The sequence below is a fragment of the Rhodococcus qingshengii JCM 15477 genome (assembly GCF_023221595.1).
Taxonomy (GTDB): domain Bacteria; phylum Actinomycetota; class Actinomycetes; order Mycobacteriales; family Mycobacteriaceae; genus Rhodococcus_F; species Rhodococcus_F qingshengii.
The window spans coordinates 102773-117940 of the sequence record NZ_CP096567.1 but is presented as its reverse complement, the minus strand read 5'-3'; the positions used below and the strand labels follow the sequence as shown (position 1 = coordinate 117940).

At 60.3% G+C, this 15168-nt stretch carries 14 protein-coding genes and 1 pseudogene; 6 read left to right on the top strand and 9 right to left on the bottom strand.

What is annotated here, in order from left to right; all coding sequences use genetic code 11:
* Positions 1-1157: 1157 nt before the first annotated feature.
* Positions 1158-1952 carry an IS21-like element helper ATPase IstB gene (istB, locus tag M0639_RS31535; RefSeq protein ID WP_183591811.1) on the bottom strand — a complete coding sequence of 265 codons (795 nt, stop codon included), beginning with the start codon at positions 1950-1952 and terminating at the stop codon, positions 1158-1160.
* Positions 1949-3493 (bottom strand): IS21 family transposase, encoded by a 1545-nt coding sequence (gene istA, locus M0639_RS31530; RefSeq protein ID WP_064075337.1) that lies wholly within the window; start codon positions 3491-3493, stop codon positions 1949-1951. Before istA ends, istB begins: the two co-directional genes overlap by 4 nt.
* Positions 3494-5670: 2177 nt before the next feature.
* Between istA and M0639_RS35015 the strand changes: the two genes are divergently transcribed.
* Positions 5671-5805, top strand: coding sequence for a hypothetical protein (locus M0639_RS35015; protein WP_256670376.1), 135 nt, complete (start codon positions 5671-5673; stop codon positions 5803-5805).
* A gap of 1043 nt (positions 5806-6848) precedes the next feature.
* Here the strand turns inward: M0639_RS35015 and M0639_RS31525 are convergent.
* The 6 genes and pseudogenes from M0639_RS31525 to M0639_RS31500 form a co-directional block, all read right to left on the bottom strand.
* On the bottom strand, positions 6849-7106 hold the full coding sequence (locus M0639_RS31525) for a hypothetical protein (protein ID WP_007733695.1): 258 nt from the start codon (positions 7104-7106) through the stop codon (positions 6849-6851).
* A 773-nt stretch (positions 7107-7879) separates the two neighbouring features.
* Positions 7880-8827, bottom strand: coding sequence for a phospholipase D family protein (locus tag M0639_RS31520; RefSeq protein ID WP_064075461.1), 948 nt, complete (start codon positions 8825-8827; stop codon positions 7880-7882).
* Positions 8828-9481: 654 nt separating this feature from the next.
* Positions 9482-9664, bottom strand: a complete 183-nt coding sequence (locus tag M0639_RS31515) for a hypothetical protein (RefSeq protein ID WP_156525090.1) — start codon at positions 9662-9664, stop codon at positions 9482-9484.
* Between the two features lie 28 nt (positions 9665-9692).
* Positions 9693-10040: pseudogene (locus M0639_RS31510) on the bottom strand (SRPBCC family protein); the annotation flags it as partial.
* 48 nt (positions 10041-10088) lie between these two features.
* Positions 10089-10469: a hypothetical protein gene (locus M0639_RS31505; protein ID WP_248671244.1), complete on the bottom strand. Its 381-nt coding sequence runs from the start codon at positions 10467-10469 to the stop codon at positions 10089-10091.
* 13 nt (positions 10470-10482) lie between these two features.
* Positions 10483-10728 carry a hypothetical protein gene (locus tag M0639_RS31500; RefSeq protein ID WP_248671243.1) on the bottom strand — a complete coding sequence of 82 codons (246 nt, stop codon included), beginning with the start codon at positions 10726-10728 and terminating at the stop codon, positions 10483-10485.
* A 306-nt stretch (positions 10729-11034) separates the two neighbouring features.
* Here M0639_RS31500 and M0639_RS31495 point away from each other — a divergent pair, with 306 nt between their 5' ends.
* The 5 genes from M0639_RS31495 to M0639_RS31475 all read left to right on the top strand — a co-directional run bounded on the left by M0639_RS31495 (position 11035) and on the right by M0639_RS31475 (position 13750).
* On the top strand, positions 11035-11631 hold the full coding sequence (locus M0639_RS31495) for an ATP-dependent DNA ligase (RefSeq protein WP_082893307.1): 597 nt from the start codon (positions 11035-11037) through the stop codon (positions 11629-11631).
* A 41-nt stretch (positions 11632-11672) separates the two neighbouring features.
* On the top strand, positions 11673-12077 hold the full coding sequence (locus tag M0639_RS31490) for a VOC family protein (RefSeq protein ID WP_021343310.1): 405 nt from the start codon (positions 11673-11675) through the stop codon (positions 12075-12077).
* Between the two features lie 452 nt (positions 12078-12529).
* Positions 12530-12778: a hypothetical protein gene (locus M0639_RS31485; RefSeq protein ID WP_064075463.1), complete on the top strand. Its 249-nt coding sequence runs from the start codon at positions 12530-12532 to the stop codon at positions 12776-12778.
* 406 nt (positions 12779-13184) lie between these two features.
* Complete coding sequence (locus M0639_RS31480; protein WP_054801468.1) at positions 13185-13397, top strand: ribbon-helix-helix domain-containing protein; 213 nt, start codon at positions 13185-13187, stop codon at positions 13395-13397.
* On the top strand, positions 13394-13750 hold the full coding sequence (locus M0639_RS31475) for a type II toxin-antitoxin system PemK/MazF family toxin (protein WP_007728191.1): 357 nt from the start codon (positions 13394-13396) through the stop codon (positions 13748-13750). The genes M0639_RS31480 and M0639_RS31475 overlap by 4 nt, the downstream gene beginning before the upstream one ends.
* Positions 13751-13947: 197 nt before the next feature.
* Here M0639_RS31475 and M0639_RS31470 read toward each other — a convergent pair whose 3' ends face one another.
* Positions 13948-14343, bottom strand: coding sequence for a helix-turn-helix domain-containing protein (locus tag M0639_RS31470; protein ID WP_064075464.1), 396 nt, complete (start codon positions 14341-14343; stop codon positions 13948-13950).
* Positions 14344-15168: the final 825 nt, after the last annotated feature.

The following is a 15168-nucleotide window of genomic DNA, read 5'->3' as shown; positions in this document are numbered from 1 at the left end:
TGTGCGCAATCCACGCTGCACGTGGGATGCATGCAGACTGTGCGTTACGAGCAATCCAAGCATTGCATGCTAAGTCTGCACCGCTCGCGAAACACGCACATCGTGCATTACGTGCGCACGTAGCATAACACGCATGCCATGCGTGACATACAAGCCACGCACCCTGTGCGTGTCATGCACCAGTTGCATCAATTGCACTCCTTGCGTTCATTGCGCGCCATGCCCACCACGCGTTCGTTGCAACCCGTGCATGTCGTGCTCGCTACGCTATCCATGCGTTTCTAGCATGTGTTGCGCGCTTTGCATACGATGCATCCCTCGCACTCCAAGCATCCATTACATGCAACGCACGGCACGCTTTGCACGCAGCGCTCGCGATGCTAACTCCGCACGCACGCGGTGCTTTGCATGCTATCCACGCAGCGCACGCAACGCATGCACCACGCGTTATGTGAAGTAGGCACGCATGCCATGCAGCGCTAGCCGAACACGCCTTGCGTGCATTGGACGTCTTTCACTTCTGCATGCAACGCTCGCAGTGCATGCATTGCGTGAACACGCAAAATAGCAGGTCAATGCACTCACTGGCATCGAACGTATCGAAACATCACCCGCGCGCGACACACATTGTTGCGAAAACTCGGCGACAGAGAGCAACTTGGCTGCCACGATTACCAGATAGCGCGACGTTCCAGACACCGAATCGAAATGTGCGACAGTCCGTCTCCGTCAGATTTTCGCGGAAGTCGAGGGGACGCTATTGGGCAGCCAACTAACTAAAGGCGAATATATCGGAATCGGCAATCTCCGATGTGCGCGCAGAACAAATTGCTCAACCGTCGCGAGCGTTCTTGCCCAGCCATCCGCCAATGCATCGCCCTTGCAAGGATGGAAGGAACGGGCCAAACTCGCGAGGCAGGTAAGACAGCCTGCCAATTCAGGAACTTTCTGATGTCCGCGCCGCGGGCATGTCAATGGAAGCCTGTACCCCGCTGAAGGCCAGAACATATTTCATTCCATCAGGGTCCGAATGTCAAGGGACAGTAGGAACTGCCCAGGGGCGGTCGTGAGACCTGCCCGCTGACGGTCACGAGAACTGCCCGGTGGTGGCCATGGGATCTGCCCAGTGGGCTTGCGGCCACCACCGACCAGAGCACTCAGCTCAAGGGACTCACCCCTCGGCCGGCGAGTGCCTGGGTAAGTCGCACGGAGTCTCCGCTGGTCTGGCACACGTGGGCGTGGTGCAGTAGCCGGTCGACGGTGGCGGTCGCCAGCGTCTTGGGCATCAGCTCGTCGAACCCGGACGGGTGCAGGTTCGAGCTGATCGCGACCGACCGCTTCTCGTAGGCGGCGTCGACGAGCCGGTAGAGCCCCTCGGCGGCATCCTGGGCGACCGGCAACAGGCCGATGTCGTCGACGACAACGAGATCGGCGCGCAGCACACGGGCGATGGCCTTGGACACCGTGTCGTCGGCACGATGGCGGCGCAGCAGGACCCCGAGGTCTTCCAGGGTGAACCAGGCGACCTTCAACCCGGCCTCGACGGCTTGGTGACCGAGTGCCTCCAGTAGGAACGTCTTCCCGGTCCCCGACGGCCCGCACACGACGAGGTTTTCCCGACGGTGGACCCATTCCAGGGTGCGGAGTGCCTGCTGGGTCGGTGCCGGGATCGAGGATGCCTCGGGCTGCCACGCATCGAACGTCTTCCCGGTCGGGAACCCCGCAGCCGCCCTGCGGGTGGCCAGTGCGGAGCGTTCCCTTCCGGCGACCTCCTCGGCGAACAGAGCCTTGAGCACCTCGGCGGGCTCCCAGCGTTGGGCCTTCGCGGTCGCGACGACCTCCGGTGCGTGGCGACGGATGTGGGGCAGCCGAAGCCGCCGCAAGAGGTCCTCCAACTCGGCCGGCAACGGCGGCGCGGACGCCATCGATGGTGTGGTGGTCTTGGTCGTCATCGGGTCACCTCGTTCCCCTCGCGGCTGTCGTGCTGGCTGTCGTGCTGGCCGAGACGTGCCCATCCGGCGGTGCCCTGGGTCAGCGACCGTTCTTCGCCGGCACGGTGCTCGCCAACAGCGGGTTGCCGGGCGTGGTGGTCGAGGATCGAGGACAGATCGGCCTCGGCGAACCGGCCGTGGACGGCGGCGTGGCCGAGTGCCCAGTCGACCTCGACGGGGTCGAACAGCTTGGCCAGGCTGAGGGCTTCGGCCATCTTGACCCTCATCCGCGGCGTGCCCGCCGCAGCGGCCTCGACCAGCCACAGGCGGGCGCCCTCGCCCAGGTCGAGGAACTCGGCTTCCGCTGGGTTCTTCGCTCGCGGCTGCCGGTTCAACGGACCTTCCGGCTGCGGTGGGAAGTGCTCGTCGTTGATCCTCGGCGTGCCCGGCGTCGCGCGCGCGTGGCGGGCGACCTCGGCGGGTCCGTCCTCGCCGACGTGAACGATGACGACCTCCTCGCCGTCGCCGAGTCCTTGGGCACGAACCCACACCGTGGCGCCGAGCAGGGTGTGTGGCACCGAGTACTGGCCGGACTCGAACATCACCATCGGCGTGTTGCCCGGCACTACCCGGGTGGTGCCGAACGCGACTGTGTGCGGCTGTGTCGGGACCGGGTGTAGCCGTGTCCGCTCTTCGGCCAACATCTCGACCGGTGGCCGCTTCGTGGTCCGGTGAGCCCGGGTGTTGACCTTCTGACAGAACGCCTCACACGCCTCCTCGAGCTCGCTAAACGACGCGTACTCCTCACGCAGGTTGGTGTCCTTGGGCACCAGGTCGGCCTTGCTGATCTTCACCGACGACTCGGTGCCGCCCTTGGACGCCGGATCCGCCGGCACACAGGTGTGGACCACGACCGAGTAGTGCTCGGCGAAGGTGACGAGCTGTCCGTTGCGGACCGGGATCCCGGCGATGTGCTCGGTCGTGACGGTCTTCTCGTTGTCGGTCAGCACGTAGGTCGGCACCCCACCCAACCGGCGGAAGGTCTGGTCCAGCGCGGCGAACACGGACGGCATGGTCTTATCGCGCAGCGCGATCACGACCCGGAACCGCGACCACGCCAGCCACGCCACGAACAGAACCGTCTTGACGCCGTCGACGACAGGTCCGTCGCCGTAGTCGTACTGCAGCCACATCCCCGGCTCGGTGACCCAGGGCCGGTGGACCCGCACATGTCCTGACCGGTATGACTTCTTCACCGATGCGACCGCACGACGGGTGGTGCGCTCCGAACCCTTGTAGCCCATCGCGAGCAGCTTCTCGTGCGCTCTGTCGGCACGGACCTTGCCCTTGGACCGCTCGACCCACTCCTCGACCTTGGGCAGGTACTCATCGATCAACTGCGGCCGAGTCACGGCCTTGTCCAGCTCACCCCCGGCAGCACGGCGGTCCACGTAGTGCTTGACCGTGTGGTGCGAGCATCCGGCCAGCTCGCCGGCATCACGCAACGACCCTGTCAGGTCGTAGGCATCCAGGATTTCCATGATCTCCTCGGCAGACTTCAAGTTGTCCCTCCTCAGGGCGACGGGCGCTTCAGCACCGCCGATCGCACCTGAGGAGGGGCCTCAACCGTCGGAGCCGGTGAGGCAGACGACGTCGTGTCGGGCAGATCCCATGACCGCCACCGGGCAGGTTTCATGTCCGCCAGCGGGCAGTTTCGTGGCCGTCTCCGGGCAGAATTTCATGGCCGCCGACATCCGAACATCGAGGCCAGAAGCACTCACATGAACCGCACGGATCGTGCAGTGAGACATGCATGGGCCGAACAACCGCACTGATCGAGGGGGAGGGGCCCAATTCTATTGAGAGATACAGCCGATTCACTGCAAGTCGGCGTGGTCATCTAACTCACGAAAAAACATTGCGCAATCATCTCAGGACACAACGGGGCCCGCGGTGAAACGAAATTTCTGCGCGAAAGGTAGGTCGCGGTGTGAACCCTGAGGTGTAAGGGGAAGGGACGTGTCGAGATCCGGATCAGTCGTAGTTCGGCCGAGGTCGAATGACCGAAGCGAGTCCGAGCAGACGTTAACTTTACGTCACAGTGACGAAATTAGGATGGGCGACGGGGTAGGGAAAATCCGTTTCGTCAGGCTTGATTTCGCCGCTTTGCGAGCAGAACTTTCTGATGGGTGGGCACATTTCGAATACAGCGACGCATGAATCGCAACGCCGAAACACACGCACTTCTCAACCGAGTGGGGGAGGGGGTGGAGACAGCTTCCCCTCTACAAGTATCCCGTGCACGATGCCGACGCTGCCGTGTCGACGGCCAAGAACGACGCAAGATGGCCCACCGTTTCACGCAACAGCGCTGCCATACATGCAATGCATGCCTTGCAACGCACGCATTGCATGTATGGCATGCGCGACCAGGATGCCTCGCAAAGCATGCGTCACACGCAGTGATCGCACCATGCCCTTCTGCACAAAAAGCCGTTTACCTGCGCAAATAAAGATGCTCAGTCAGGTACATGTCTCGGAGAGATATGACCGATAGACGATTCGAATACCTACGCGCGCGTCTGCATTTGAGGAAACGGCAGTCGGTTGAACCTCTTCTCGAATGTTGAACCCGTACCAACGCCGCGTTCTTCAAGCGCAAAGAAGTGGACCGTCAGCCCGCCATTGTCTGGTTCGGGCAGGGTCAGTTCTCCGAAAATGGCTGTGAGCTACGCGTATTAGATCAAAATGTTGACCTTCTGGATCTTTGTGTCTCGATCAACCTCGCCATGAGTATTTAGACCCCGTGGCGATCAGAGTGCCGTGCCACGGACCGCCACACTTCTCGGCAACGCTTGTCGATCATCGTGAAGCGTGTTTTTCGGACGCGTATTGCTTGGCCGGATTTGGGCCAGTAAAGCCTCAATGCTGCTGCTTGCATGTCAGGTGTGCCCGAATGCTGGCTAGGATCTTGGCGCGGTGCTCCGGGTTCGCTGCCATTTTCGTACGCTGAACATGTGAGCTTTCAAGTAATTCTTGTTCCCTCTTTCGCGCCAGGTCGGCCGATTTACGCTGTTCACTGGGTGATTCTCCGGTCCAGTCGATCCCATCGAGCCTGCGTCTGAGATATGCCAACGGTGAGATCAGACTTGATCTTGTTGGCCAGATCCACCCCCGATCTGCTGTGTCTCGGGAAAGGGTCTGTGCAATGTCACGTCCTGTCCATCGCGTCGTATCGATCTTGACATCGCGGAGAAGATCACAGATTGCCCCGATATGTCCGGGCGGACTGAGAGCCGGCGCATGGATGACGAGTTCGGCTGCAGTCCTCTGAAGTGCCAGAGGCCGGGGTGTGATCCGAGAAGTGTTTCGTTTTTTCGTTGTGAGCTGGGCTCGCGCGTGCGCGCGTTGGTGAGTTCTTCCTAACGGAAGAACTTCGAAAGATAAAAAACCAACACTAGATAGGGTGTCAGTTCCTATCGGCCCTGGTCGGCTGCTGTGGGGCTGATCGACGCGATTGACGTCGGGCCTCAGAGAGTTGCGAGCTCTGTGGCGGGTTGCTCTTTCAGAGGCGCGAGACGGTCGCGTCTTGGAGAGTTTGCGCTGAGGTGTCGTTGCCACGATTGTTCGAGGGGATGACAGTGACCATGTCGATGCTGCGCGGTGCTGTTGACCCCCGTGATGTGCTTCAGCAGCCAGAAATTCCAGGGTTTTGAGGTTCCGTCCCCGGACGTGTTCGATGCCCATTCCCAGAGCGATGAGCACTCGCCTGGCGCGGTTGACAGAGGATTCGCTGACTTTGGCGCGGGCAGCGATCGTCGATTTCGCTGCGGAGACCCCGCGGCCGGTGTGGGATTCGGCGAAATGTGCGTGAGCTTGTGCCACTGCGTAAGCCTTGTCGGGCTTGATCAGGTGGCGCGCGCACAGCGCCTTGCCGACCGGGCTGGTGGTGTGATGCCGGAATTGGCGGAGCCATTCCCTGCGTGATGTCCACACTGGAACGCGTGCTTGTTCCGTTGGTTCGACAGGTAGGGACCAAGACCGTCCTCGCTGGTCAGTGGACTCGTTGAGTTGCCGTGTAGCAGAGTCGAGGCGCGCGATACGTGAGAGAGCATCGTCGACTGCCGCTTGCCATTCGTCGACTTCTGTCGATTGAGGGACCGTGGATTGGGTGCCGATGCGCGACACGCCGAAGGTTGGTGATATGGAATGAGTTGGGCTGTATTCAGGGTATGCGCTACCCTGAGACGTACCTGCCATAGGTAAGTCCCTTCCAGGGGATGCAGTACGAGCAGAGAAAGCGCTAACTTTCGAAGCTCACCTCTCGAGAATGTTCGAGAACAGATGTCGGAGAACCTGCCAGTTCTCAGTCGACGTCAAGGACCTGCCAGTCCTTATTTCGCCGCGATGCGGTCCGCTCCCAATCACCCCCTTCGGGGGCCTTTGTGCTTTTCAAGAGGTCTGCGCTGTTTAGTTAGGTATCGGGGCACTTCGTTCGTTGTCGGCTAGGGGCGGCCTCCCTGTCTGCGGATCCGCTGTACGCGCGTTACGGCCGCGGTTGTTCGGGAGGTCTGTTCGATCCGGCGGCCGCACATCGGTACCGCCATGGGTACGGTGCTGGCTTGCTCGGATGGGACATTCGGGACGCAGAAGTGTGATCCGGTCGCCATGAAAGCTGAACTGTGATCTGGACGTGCCAAAAATGACACCGTGAACGCGTCCGCGAGTATGGCGGAATTGCGTTTCTGCGATATCATCGAGTAAGCACCGCCTCTTCCTTTCGAGGTAGTGGTGGTCACCGCCTCTTCCTTCACTGGGTTAGTGGTGGTCAGGGAGCTGGGAAGCTCTCACAACCGCATAAACGGACAGCCCCCGATGCCGCCAAGCCCTGGGGGTTGTTCGCTGTCTAGGGATAGTTCATGCGCCGACCGCAAGTTGCTCGATGCGACGCAGTGATCCAGCTGCCTCGACCTCGAGAAGTCTCAGCTGGTCCGGATGCAGTTTGTCGATGATGTAGTCCGGGATGTCCAGTCCGTGGGTGATGGCCAATATGAGCACGGAGTAATCCCCAGCAGGGATTCCGAGTTCGGCGGCCCGATCCTCGTACACCTTGTGCTGCTTGAGGGGAGCACGAGTCGCGATGTGTCCGCGAGGTCCCTTGTTGTGCTGTGCCATGAGGAAAGACTAGAACCAATCTGTAACTGATACGGGTAGGCGCGCTTGTTCGGTGTGTCGCGTGTGGTTGATGTTGCCATGGAGTTCTGAGGGATTTTGCGGCGGCCCGCCTCACAGCCCGCCGCCGGCCCGACCAGGGAGGGGCTTGACGGACCGCCTCTGACGCTTCGCTGAAGGTGGAGTTTGGGTGCGTTGGCGGTCGGCGGTTCGATGATGGGTCTAGCGTCGGAATCGGGTTGGATTCTTCGGGAGCGGATGGAGATGCTTGGCTCTCGTGCTGTCAGACGCCGGGGAGGTTCATGTGCGACTGAACGCGGGGGAGGGGTTATGTAACCCGCGTGTTGGACGGCGCTTCCGCAGGCTGCTGCCGTGTGTCGTGGAGATGGAGGGAGACGGGGGTCTGTGGAAAGTCGATGGTGCGTCTGCGAGCTCGATGGCTCGGGTCACGTGTCGAGAGGAGCACCTGAAAGATCCGGAAAGGCACCTTAACCTGTCAGCTGCCGAACGTAGGTTTCCAGCGGGGAGGGTTTGTGCCTTCGTGTTCGCCTGGAATCGTGAGGGACTTCGGTTGGGGGAGGTCGATCCGCGTATATTGTCACGTGGAATGCTCTTTGTCGCAGTTGCGCAGAGGATTTCGATCACTGGATTCGAACATTAGAGTCGTGCGTCGTTCGACTTCCGTGAGTACATTGCTCGGATCGACGTATTGACGGTGCGCTGTTCGCGCACTCGAAGGAATGCTTCGCATTCCGTCAACATTCGTTTCTCAGGACTCAAAGGTTCCACAACGCCAACAGTTCGGCCCGAAGACTGAGCGAGCGAACGTAGTGGTTGGACCGCAGTTGTGCGCTGGGGTGCCCGACATCGACGAGATACCTCTCGGTGTCTGCCACAGGAAGCGGTAGCAGGTCGTTGCGAACGCGGAGAAAGAGCTGAGATTGACTGGGAGAATCCGGTATTCGATCCTGGTTGGATATCACGACAGCGGGTGGTAATAACAATTCGTTGTCCGTGGAGACGCGGATGACGACGTCCCCACGTGCCATGCTGCTTGGTTTTCCGAGTCTGAGTGTTTCGAGTCGATATCTCACGCTCGGATTGACCGAAAGATGCTTCGTTGAAGTCTGTTTCACAGGTGCGATGCGCACGGAGGGACGGGTTTCGTGATCGCTGACTTGCCTGATAAATACTCGGTTGGTCGGAGTAAGAGGAAAGTCGTTGTCAAGGTTCTGCATTCGGCCAGTGATGCCGGGTATGGGTACGGCACGCCCGATCGCCCATTCGCGCGCGGCGTTGTCGATGAATATTTGGTCTACAGCAGTGGTTTCGTCGATATTGTTGATGAACGCGCGACTGTCGGCAACCACTTGGGGGTCATCGGAAATGACGACCGCTTCATGGGTGAATGTGGAATTTTCGGAAGCATTCGGCGAGCCGATTACAGCTCGTTGGTTCGTCACGATGACCTTGGCGTGCAGTGTTGACGACGACAGGACGCGAACGCCCTTGCTGAGGTAGTGCGCAAGAACGGCAGGTGAAGTGGCGTGGACGCGGATCGCCGCGGTAGAAGCATTGACGATCAGAAGGTCTCCACTGCGAAGTGGAAGTAGTTCGGGCGCAAGGTGTCCGAGATACGGAACAGCGGCAAAGCGTGGGCCTCGCGTGCGGATTGCGCGCGTGATGTGTGGCCACGGGTTCGGTCCGTGGAAGCTGGTCCCCATAGCCTAGAACGGTAGCGCGAATCGGGCCCGATTTCTGGCGCCTGCGTGAAGCTGCCGTTGTCCTGCGTCGTCTCCGGAGCAAAAGAAACTGCCGGATATCTGTGATCTGTCGTGGAGGTCGAAGAATGTTGTAGCGATCAACCCTGCCGGATCAGACGGCGTTAAACCCCAGTGCGGCTACAGCGCTGTCGATTCGGCATGCGATTTCGATACGGGACGGTGGCAGTGATGGCGCCGGACGGGTGGGAAGGGTCTGCTGCTTGTTCGAGCAGCGCCCCGCACAGTGCACCGGCAAATTTACCGCGGTACGCGATCCCGCAGGGGTGAGGGCGGGCGTGGTGGATCGTGCGGGCCCATGCCTGGGGGGGTAGGCCTGAGATCGTAGGCGCTCGCCGTGTGAATATCGGGTGGCTGATGTAGTATCGATGGCGAACCGGATCAGTGCTCGAAAAGTGAATGCGCAGAAAACTTCTCGGCATTCTAGTGTAGGTCGGGCGACGTGGTCTTCATGAACTGATGGACCCGTGCCTCGTGACGGGGAAGTCGGGCGTGTTGGGTTGCAGTGGAGGTTCGTCTACCACTCTTTGGCAGCCTCTTGTCGCGAGTTCAGGTGAGGTGGCGGCGCGGATGCGTCAGCGTGGCTTCGGCGCCCCATCAGATAACAGGCGGTAGGGCCGGCGTGATGGTTGTGAGCGCAACGTAGGACATTGCACTCACTGGAGTCGTTGTGGGGAACAAGATTCCGTTGAGATAGATCCATGAGGTTGCGACGGCACCGGCGATCAGTGCTGCGATTGTCACGGTGGTGGCTGAGCGCTCGCGGAAGAGGAGCATCACGGCCCCGACGCTGGGCTTTCGGGCGGGGTCAGCGCGGATAACCACTGGCTACGGTGCGTGCAAGGATACCGAGCGTGGCTTTGAGAGATCCTTCGGCGATGACGGGAAAGATTCCTGCTTGCCGCCAGGTGGGACCGATATCAGACCAGTCGTAGTACGAGGTCACGAGGGAACTGTGGCCGTCGTCGGCCGGCTCGATCCGATATCCGTAGACGTGCCCGATCGGAGGTCGGACAGTTCCGAGGATGGTCCATGCTATTTCGCGTTGGGGAACAAAGGTTTTGATCGTCACTGTGACGTCGTACTGTCCCATGGGTAGGTCGCCCAGAGCTTCGCGATCCATGTGGACGACGAATTCGTCGCCGGTCGCGGTCACGAGTTCGGGTAGAGATCACACCCGCCTGAACTTCTTTCGACTGACGGTTCACCCCAAAGGTATTCGACAGAACGGCGCATCACCTGTCATCACGCACAATGCTCGGCAAGGCCTCTGCGCTCGTCGGGCAGCAGCCGCATTGACCATCGCTGCATCCAGGATTGCAGCAGCGTCCACCACGATCAGCCCCGCCACAGCCACTCCGGTGACGGCCACCAGCAGTGGGCTCAGTTTCGTGACAACTGGCGGTCTCGAGTTGTACTGCACCAGCGTCAGCGGAACCGGAATCACCCCTGCAGCGCCCGGTAACGTAAACTCCGGAACGGGCGGCATCAGCATCAACATCGCGAGCGTGGGACTGTCCGGATGTGACCTCGAAGGTGTGCCGGCAACGATGACCACGTCGGGTTCCTGGGCTCTGAACGTCAACGCAGACAGTGGATCACCGATGGGAAGTATCAAAATCCCCAACGGTGGAGCTCATGTAGTCGCTGGTGGCTGCGTCATCGACGTCACCGCCAGCACTGCCGGCCCCGTGCCCTACAGGAACAACACATACCGTCACCGCCAACAACACCGGAACGGTGAACTTCACCTCCAACGGGGGAAGCGCATCATGCCCGGCAGCAGGGGCCGGAACAGCGAAGATGACCGGGGCGCTCAAGTTCAACTCCGCGCCCGGCATCACCGTCACTCCCTGACTCGGAATGTAGTTGCGCCACAGCCACACCCGCGCTAAGAGAACTACATGCGGGTGTGGCTGTGGCGTACTGTTCGCGTAACCGTCCCCTCGGCACCGGTCGCTGCCTGAGCAGGAAGATTCACAGAACACATGATCGTTTGGTCGAGGACCCGCCCGATCTCTCGTAGTGTTTCGCCGCAGCAGTGAAAATCCCAGATCACCTTCTAGTGCTTCACCGAGAACCTCAGTGGCTTACTGCCCATCCACGGTCATGCATCATCTCACCAGTAGTGATGAGCTGACCCTGTTGAGATTAAGATCGACGGCGAGATCGTCGCACTCGGACCCGACGGTGTCCCGTCCTTCTCCCGATTGCAACGCCGGATGCACGTACTCAAACCCACCACCCAACTTCGCAACGACGCCCTGACCACCTACTACGTCTTCGGCGTCCTCGACATCGACGGAACATCGACAGCCGACCTTCCCTACCTCGAACGCCGCGAAGCGCTCGCCAACCTCAGCCTCGAACACCCGCGCATCAAACTCCCACCCCACTGGCTCAACGTCGACGAACCGACCATGCTCCAGGTCGCCCGCAAACACCACCTCGAAGGCATCGTCGCCAAAAGCGTCACCTCGACCTACCAACCCGGAAAACGGTCCCCGAGCTGGCTGAAAACACCACTCCGCGCCAACACCGAAGGAATCATCTGCGGATTCGTCCCCGGATCCGGCAACGCCGCCGGCGGCATCGGATCACTGATCCTCGGCGCCCACGATGACTCCAGATCGCTCATCTACATCGGAAACGACGGAACCGGCTTTTCTTCCAGACTCTCGGCAAATGGCCGCTTGAAGCGGGGCATTATGTACAAGAACGCAGGTATGGACGTCGCTGTAGGGTGACTTCGTCGAGTTGTTTACGGTGACGAATGAGGTGCACAACCATGGGATTCTCGGTCGAGCGGTTTGACCATATCGTGATCAACTGTCGTGACGTCGATGCCACAGCCTGGTGGTACGCGACAGTACTCGGAATGACGATCGAGCGATTCGGCCCCACGGCGCGCACTGCGGTGAAGTTCGGAAATCAGAAGATCAATTTGAGGCCTCTCGGAACGGTGGAGCAAGACCCGGGCTGGACCACAGGTGCCGTCGAGGCGGCGGGTTCCGAGGATTTGTGCTTCGTCACGTCGGCTTCGCCGGATGCTGTCAGCGCGCACCTGGAGAGCTGTGGGGTGGAGGTGCTCGACGGGCCCGTGACCAAGCTAGGTGCCCTCGGAGAGATGGTGTCGCACTATTGTCGGGATCTGGATGGCAATCTCATTGAGATTGCCGTCTATCCGAATTGAGCACGCCGAGAATGGCTTACCGTCGTGGCAACACGATCCGATGCAGTCTCAGTCGCGGTCGCGTATTTCGCAGCAAGCAAGTGATGCACACAGCCTGCGACGAATCCTCGGTCTCCCGACGGAGTTGACGAAGCGGCCGACACCGAAAGGTGTCCAGCGGCTTCACCGGGTCGGTGCCCGTCTTGAGCCTCTCGGCAAGTGGCCGCTCGAAGCGGCATTTCTTTCGGTGGTACCCGGGGCAAAGAACGTCAGCACCGACAGCCTCTACAACGAAGACTGCCGCAGAGTTATTCCGCGCCGCTGACCAGCGTAGTAGCTTATTTCCTGGTGATGATTGTCCGCAGCACGAAGCGGAACATCACTGCGGTACCGGCTCCGACCGCGATACCGGATACCGCGTCGCTGAGCCCCGAACGCGGTTGCCGCGAAGTTGCTCTGTCAGTATTAGGAAGATGACCGACAAAAACGGCAAAAGCAAAGATGTGACTGCAGTAGGTTCCCGTGTGCGAATCACGGTGTCAGACTCCGATGCCGGTGGCACCGTGGCATGCACGGGTGTGGTGATCGAGGACTACGAGGACATGGTCATCGACCGCGGTTCGGTGGGGCGGGACTGGGCTCCGGTGCAGCGGTGGGCGATCGCACTCGATGACGGGTGCCTGGTCTTCGCGAGCGACGACGACCTGACGCCGGCAGAATAGGGCGCATCGGAAGCCCGGAACGCTTTGCGAGTCCATTCGGCGAGAGCAGCGTCAGACCCTGCTGCCCGAGGCTGTTTGGCGGTCGCCTAGCAAACACCACGGAAGCGCAGGTCGAAGTGTCCTGTGGTCGGTGCGGCGGAAATCGTATGCAGGTTCCCGGTGCGCCCCGCGGGCGAGCAATCGGACGATGTTGGCCTGGTATATCTCGGCGTCGGCATGGAGAACGGGATCACTCTCGAGTCACAGGTTTGCAGGATGAATCGGTTCGTCGTACATACGACGGAAGAGTTCGGTACGGACGCCTTTGAGCCAATCTGCTGCTTCCTTCGAACCGGGTTTGTCTTACTGGCTGAGCTGTGTTGCTGATACCAGTTGCCATCAGATCATACTTTGGTACGCTTAAAGTATGACCACGAAATTCACCATAAGTATCCCTGACGAGGATGCGCACCTACTTGACGAGTATGTGCGTGGTCACGGACTTCGTGGCCGGTCGGCAGGAATTCGAGCCGCACTCCGCCTACTCTCGACGTCCGGACTCGAACGTGACTACGCCGCAGCTTTTGCTGAAGATGACGTAGATGAAGTGTGGGACGCTGTCACGGCAGACACCGAATGATTCGCCGCGCGCATATTCACTGGGTGGATCTGGATCCCGCGCAGGGCAGTGAAGCGGCGAAACGACGACCGGCGGTGGTGGTGAGCAACGACCGGGCCAACGCTACTGCAGAAAATCTCGGCAGGGGCGTGATCACCGTGGTTCCGTTGACTACCAATACTGTGCACGTGTTTCCGTTTCAGGTGATTGTCGAGTCCGACGAGTCAGGTTTGGCGCGAGCGTCGAAAGCACAAGCGGAGCAAGTGCGTTCGGTATCGGTTCGGCGTCTGGATCCTGAACCTGTCGGCAAGGTCGGGATGGAGACTTTCGCCGCACTCGAGGACGCGCTGCGGCTGCACCTCGATCTGCAGTAACTTGGTGCTGTTGGGACCGGGTGATCGCCTCGATCGTCGGGGTGCGGTTGCCGAAGACCCTACGTGGTCTGCTCTGCCCACTCGCTGCTTGCTTCCCTTGCCAGCGCGGCAGTGAGAGTGCGTCCGACGAGCGGCAGGACGACTCGGCTTGCTAGCAATTGGTCTCGATACAGCGAACGAACCGAGGGGCGGAACGCCTAAGGTGTGCTGGTCCATCCGTCTGGGGTGTGAAGTACTCCGTTCACTCGCACTGGAATAGGGGGTCCTCCGGTGTCTCCTACTGTGCGGCGGCATATCTCGTCGAGGATTTGCTTGTTCGACATTTGTTGCAGCGACATCCTGGTCGGGGAGAGAGGGCGGTTCTCTTCTTCGGGCATGGTCATGTAGCCGGCGGCGATCAGCACGTCTTGTATGGGCGCATCGAACAACACTGCGACCTGCCGAAGAACTTGCGGGGACGGCGATCGCACGATCGTTGCCCAATGACGCAGCAACGACGGATACACCCCTAGCGCCCGGGCAGCCTCCTCGGTGCTCTCGTAGCCCCGAGCATCGATCTGATCACGAATCCACACTCCGAATCCTGTCCGCATGGCCTGAATTTTTTCATGGATTCGTGGACTCGATATCGGTGTGGCGCTGCTTACTGAATTCTCCCGGGGGGGCGTGAGTTTTGACGACAGTACTTCTGTCGTGATGGTGCGAAAAGCTCGGTGGCTAGTCGAGTCGTTCCGACACCGACTCAGGATGCTGCTCCTACGCCGATGCCGCGATGGACACTCAGCGGTCATCGCGTCCACGGGTACGGCGCTGGCCTCTGACTCGGTATCGGCTGAATCACCAGGGTTTTCGTTGGTGTGGTTGGCACCTTGAGCGACGGTCATTTCGGATTCGGGTTTCATCGTCCTTGGTTCGGCACGTACACCGCGTGTCCGGTATCGGGTGCACCACCGCCATACTGCCCGCCTGTCCTGTAATCGCTTCTCTCGGACCTCTGAGTCATCGACGGATTCGCGGATGCACCCCTCATTCAGTGTGCACTCCTGACCTATCACGTCTGTCGTCGGAATAGTGGACGAAGATCCCAAACATTGAGCACTGCAGGAAAACTGGCATTTCGGGTTCGAATTTGGTTAGCATCTTGTTGCTGCGGTGATTCTGAGTGGTCAGTTCGTCCGCGCAGGGCCTGCCCTCCGGCTGTCCACTCGCCGGGGGCGGCGGGCTTCTACCTCGTCCCGATTGTCACACGTTCCGAATATGTCGGGTGCGTGGCGACGGTACAGACCCGGCCTTCGTCGGAGAGTGAGGAACTTGGTATGACCGCCAATGGATCATCTGCCAAAGCGCTTCGTGATGTGCGGCGGGCACAGTCGAGACGAAAGCTGGCGGGCATCTCATGTCTTCGGTCTCTTTACTTC

Coding starts and splice junctions, on each gene's coding strand:
- istB (WP_183591811.1), bottom strand. CDS start 1,952: ATGACGACCAAGACCACCACACCATCGATGGCGTCCGCGCCGCCGTTG.
- M0639_RS35015 (WP_256670376.1), top strand. CDS start 5,671: ATGCCCATTCCCAGAGCGATGAGCACTCGCCTGGCGCGGTTGACAGAG.
- M0639_RS31525 (WP_007733695.1), bottom strand. CDS start 7,106: ATGGCACAGCACAACAAGGGACCTCGCGGACACATCGCGACTCGTGCT.
- M0639_RS31520 (WP_064075461.1), bottom strand. CDS start 8,827: ATGGGGACCAGCTTCCACGGACCGAACCCGTGGCCACACATCACGCGC.
- M0639_RS31490 (WP_021343310.1), top strand. CDS start 11,673: ATGGGATTCTCGGTCGAGCGGTTTGACCATATCGTGATCAACTGTCGT.
- M0639_RS31485 (WP_064075463.1), top strand. CDS start 12,530: ATGACCGACAAAAACGGCAAAAGCAAAGATGTGACTGCAGTAGGTTCC.
- M0639_RS31480 (WP_054801468.1), top strand. CDS start 13,185: ATGACCACGAAATTCACCATAAGTATCCCTGACGAGGATGCGCACCTA.
- M0639_RS31475 (WP_007728191.1), top strand. CDS start 13,394: ATGATTCGCCGCGCGCATATTCACTGGGTGGATCTGGATCCCGCGCAG.
- M0639_RS31470 (WP_064075464.1), bottom strand. CDS start 14,343: ATGCGGACAGGATTCGGAGTGTGGATTCGTGATCAGATCGATGCTCGG.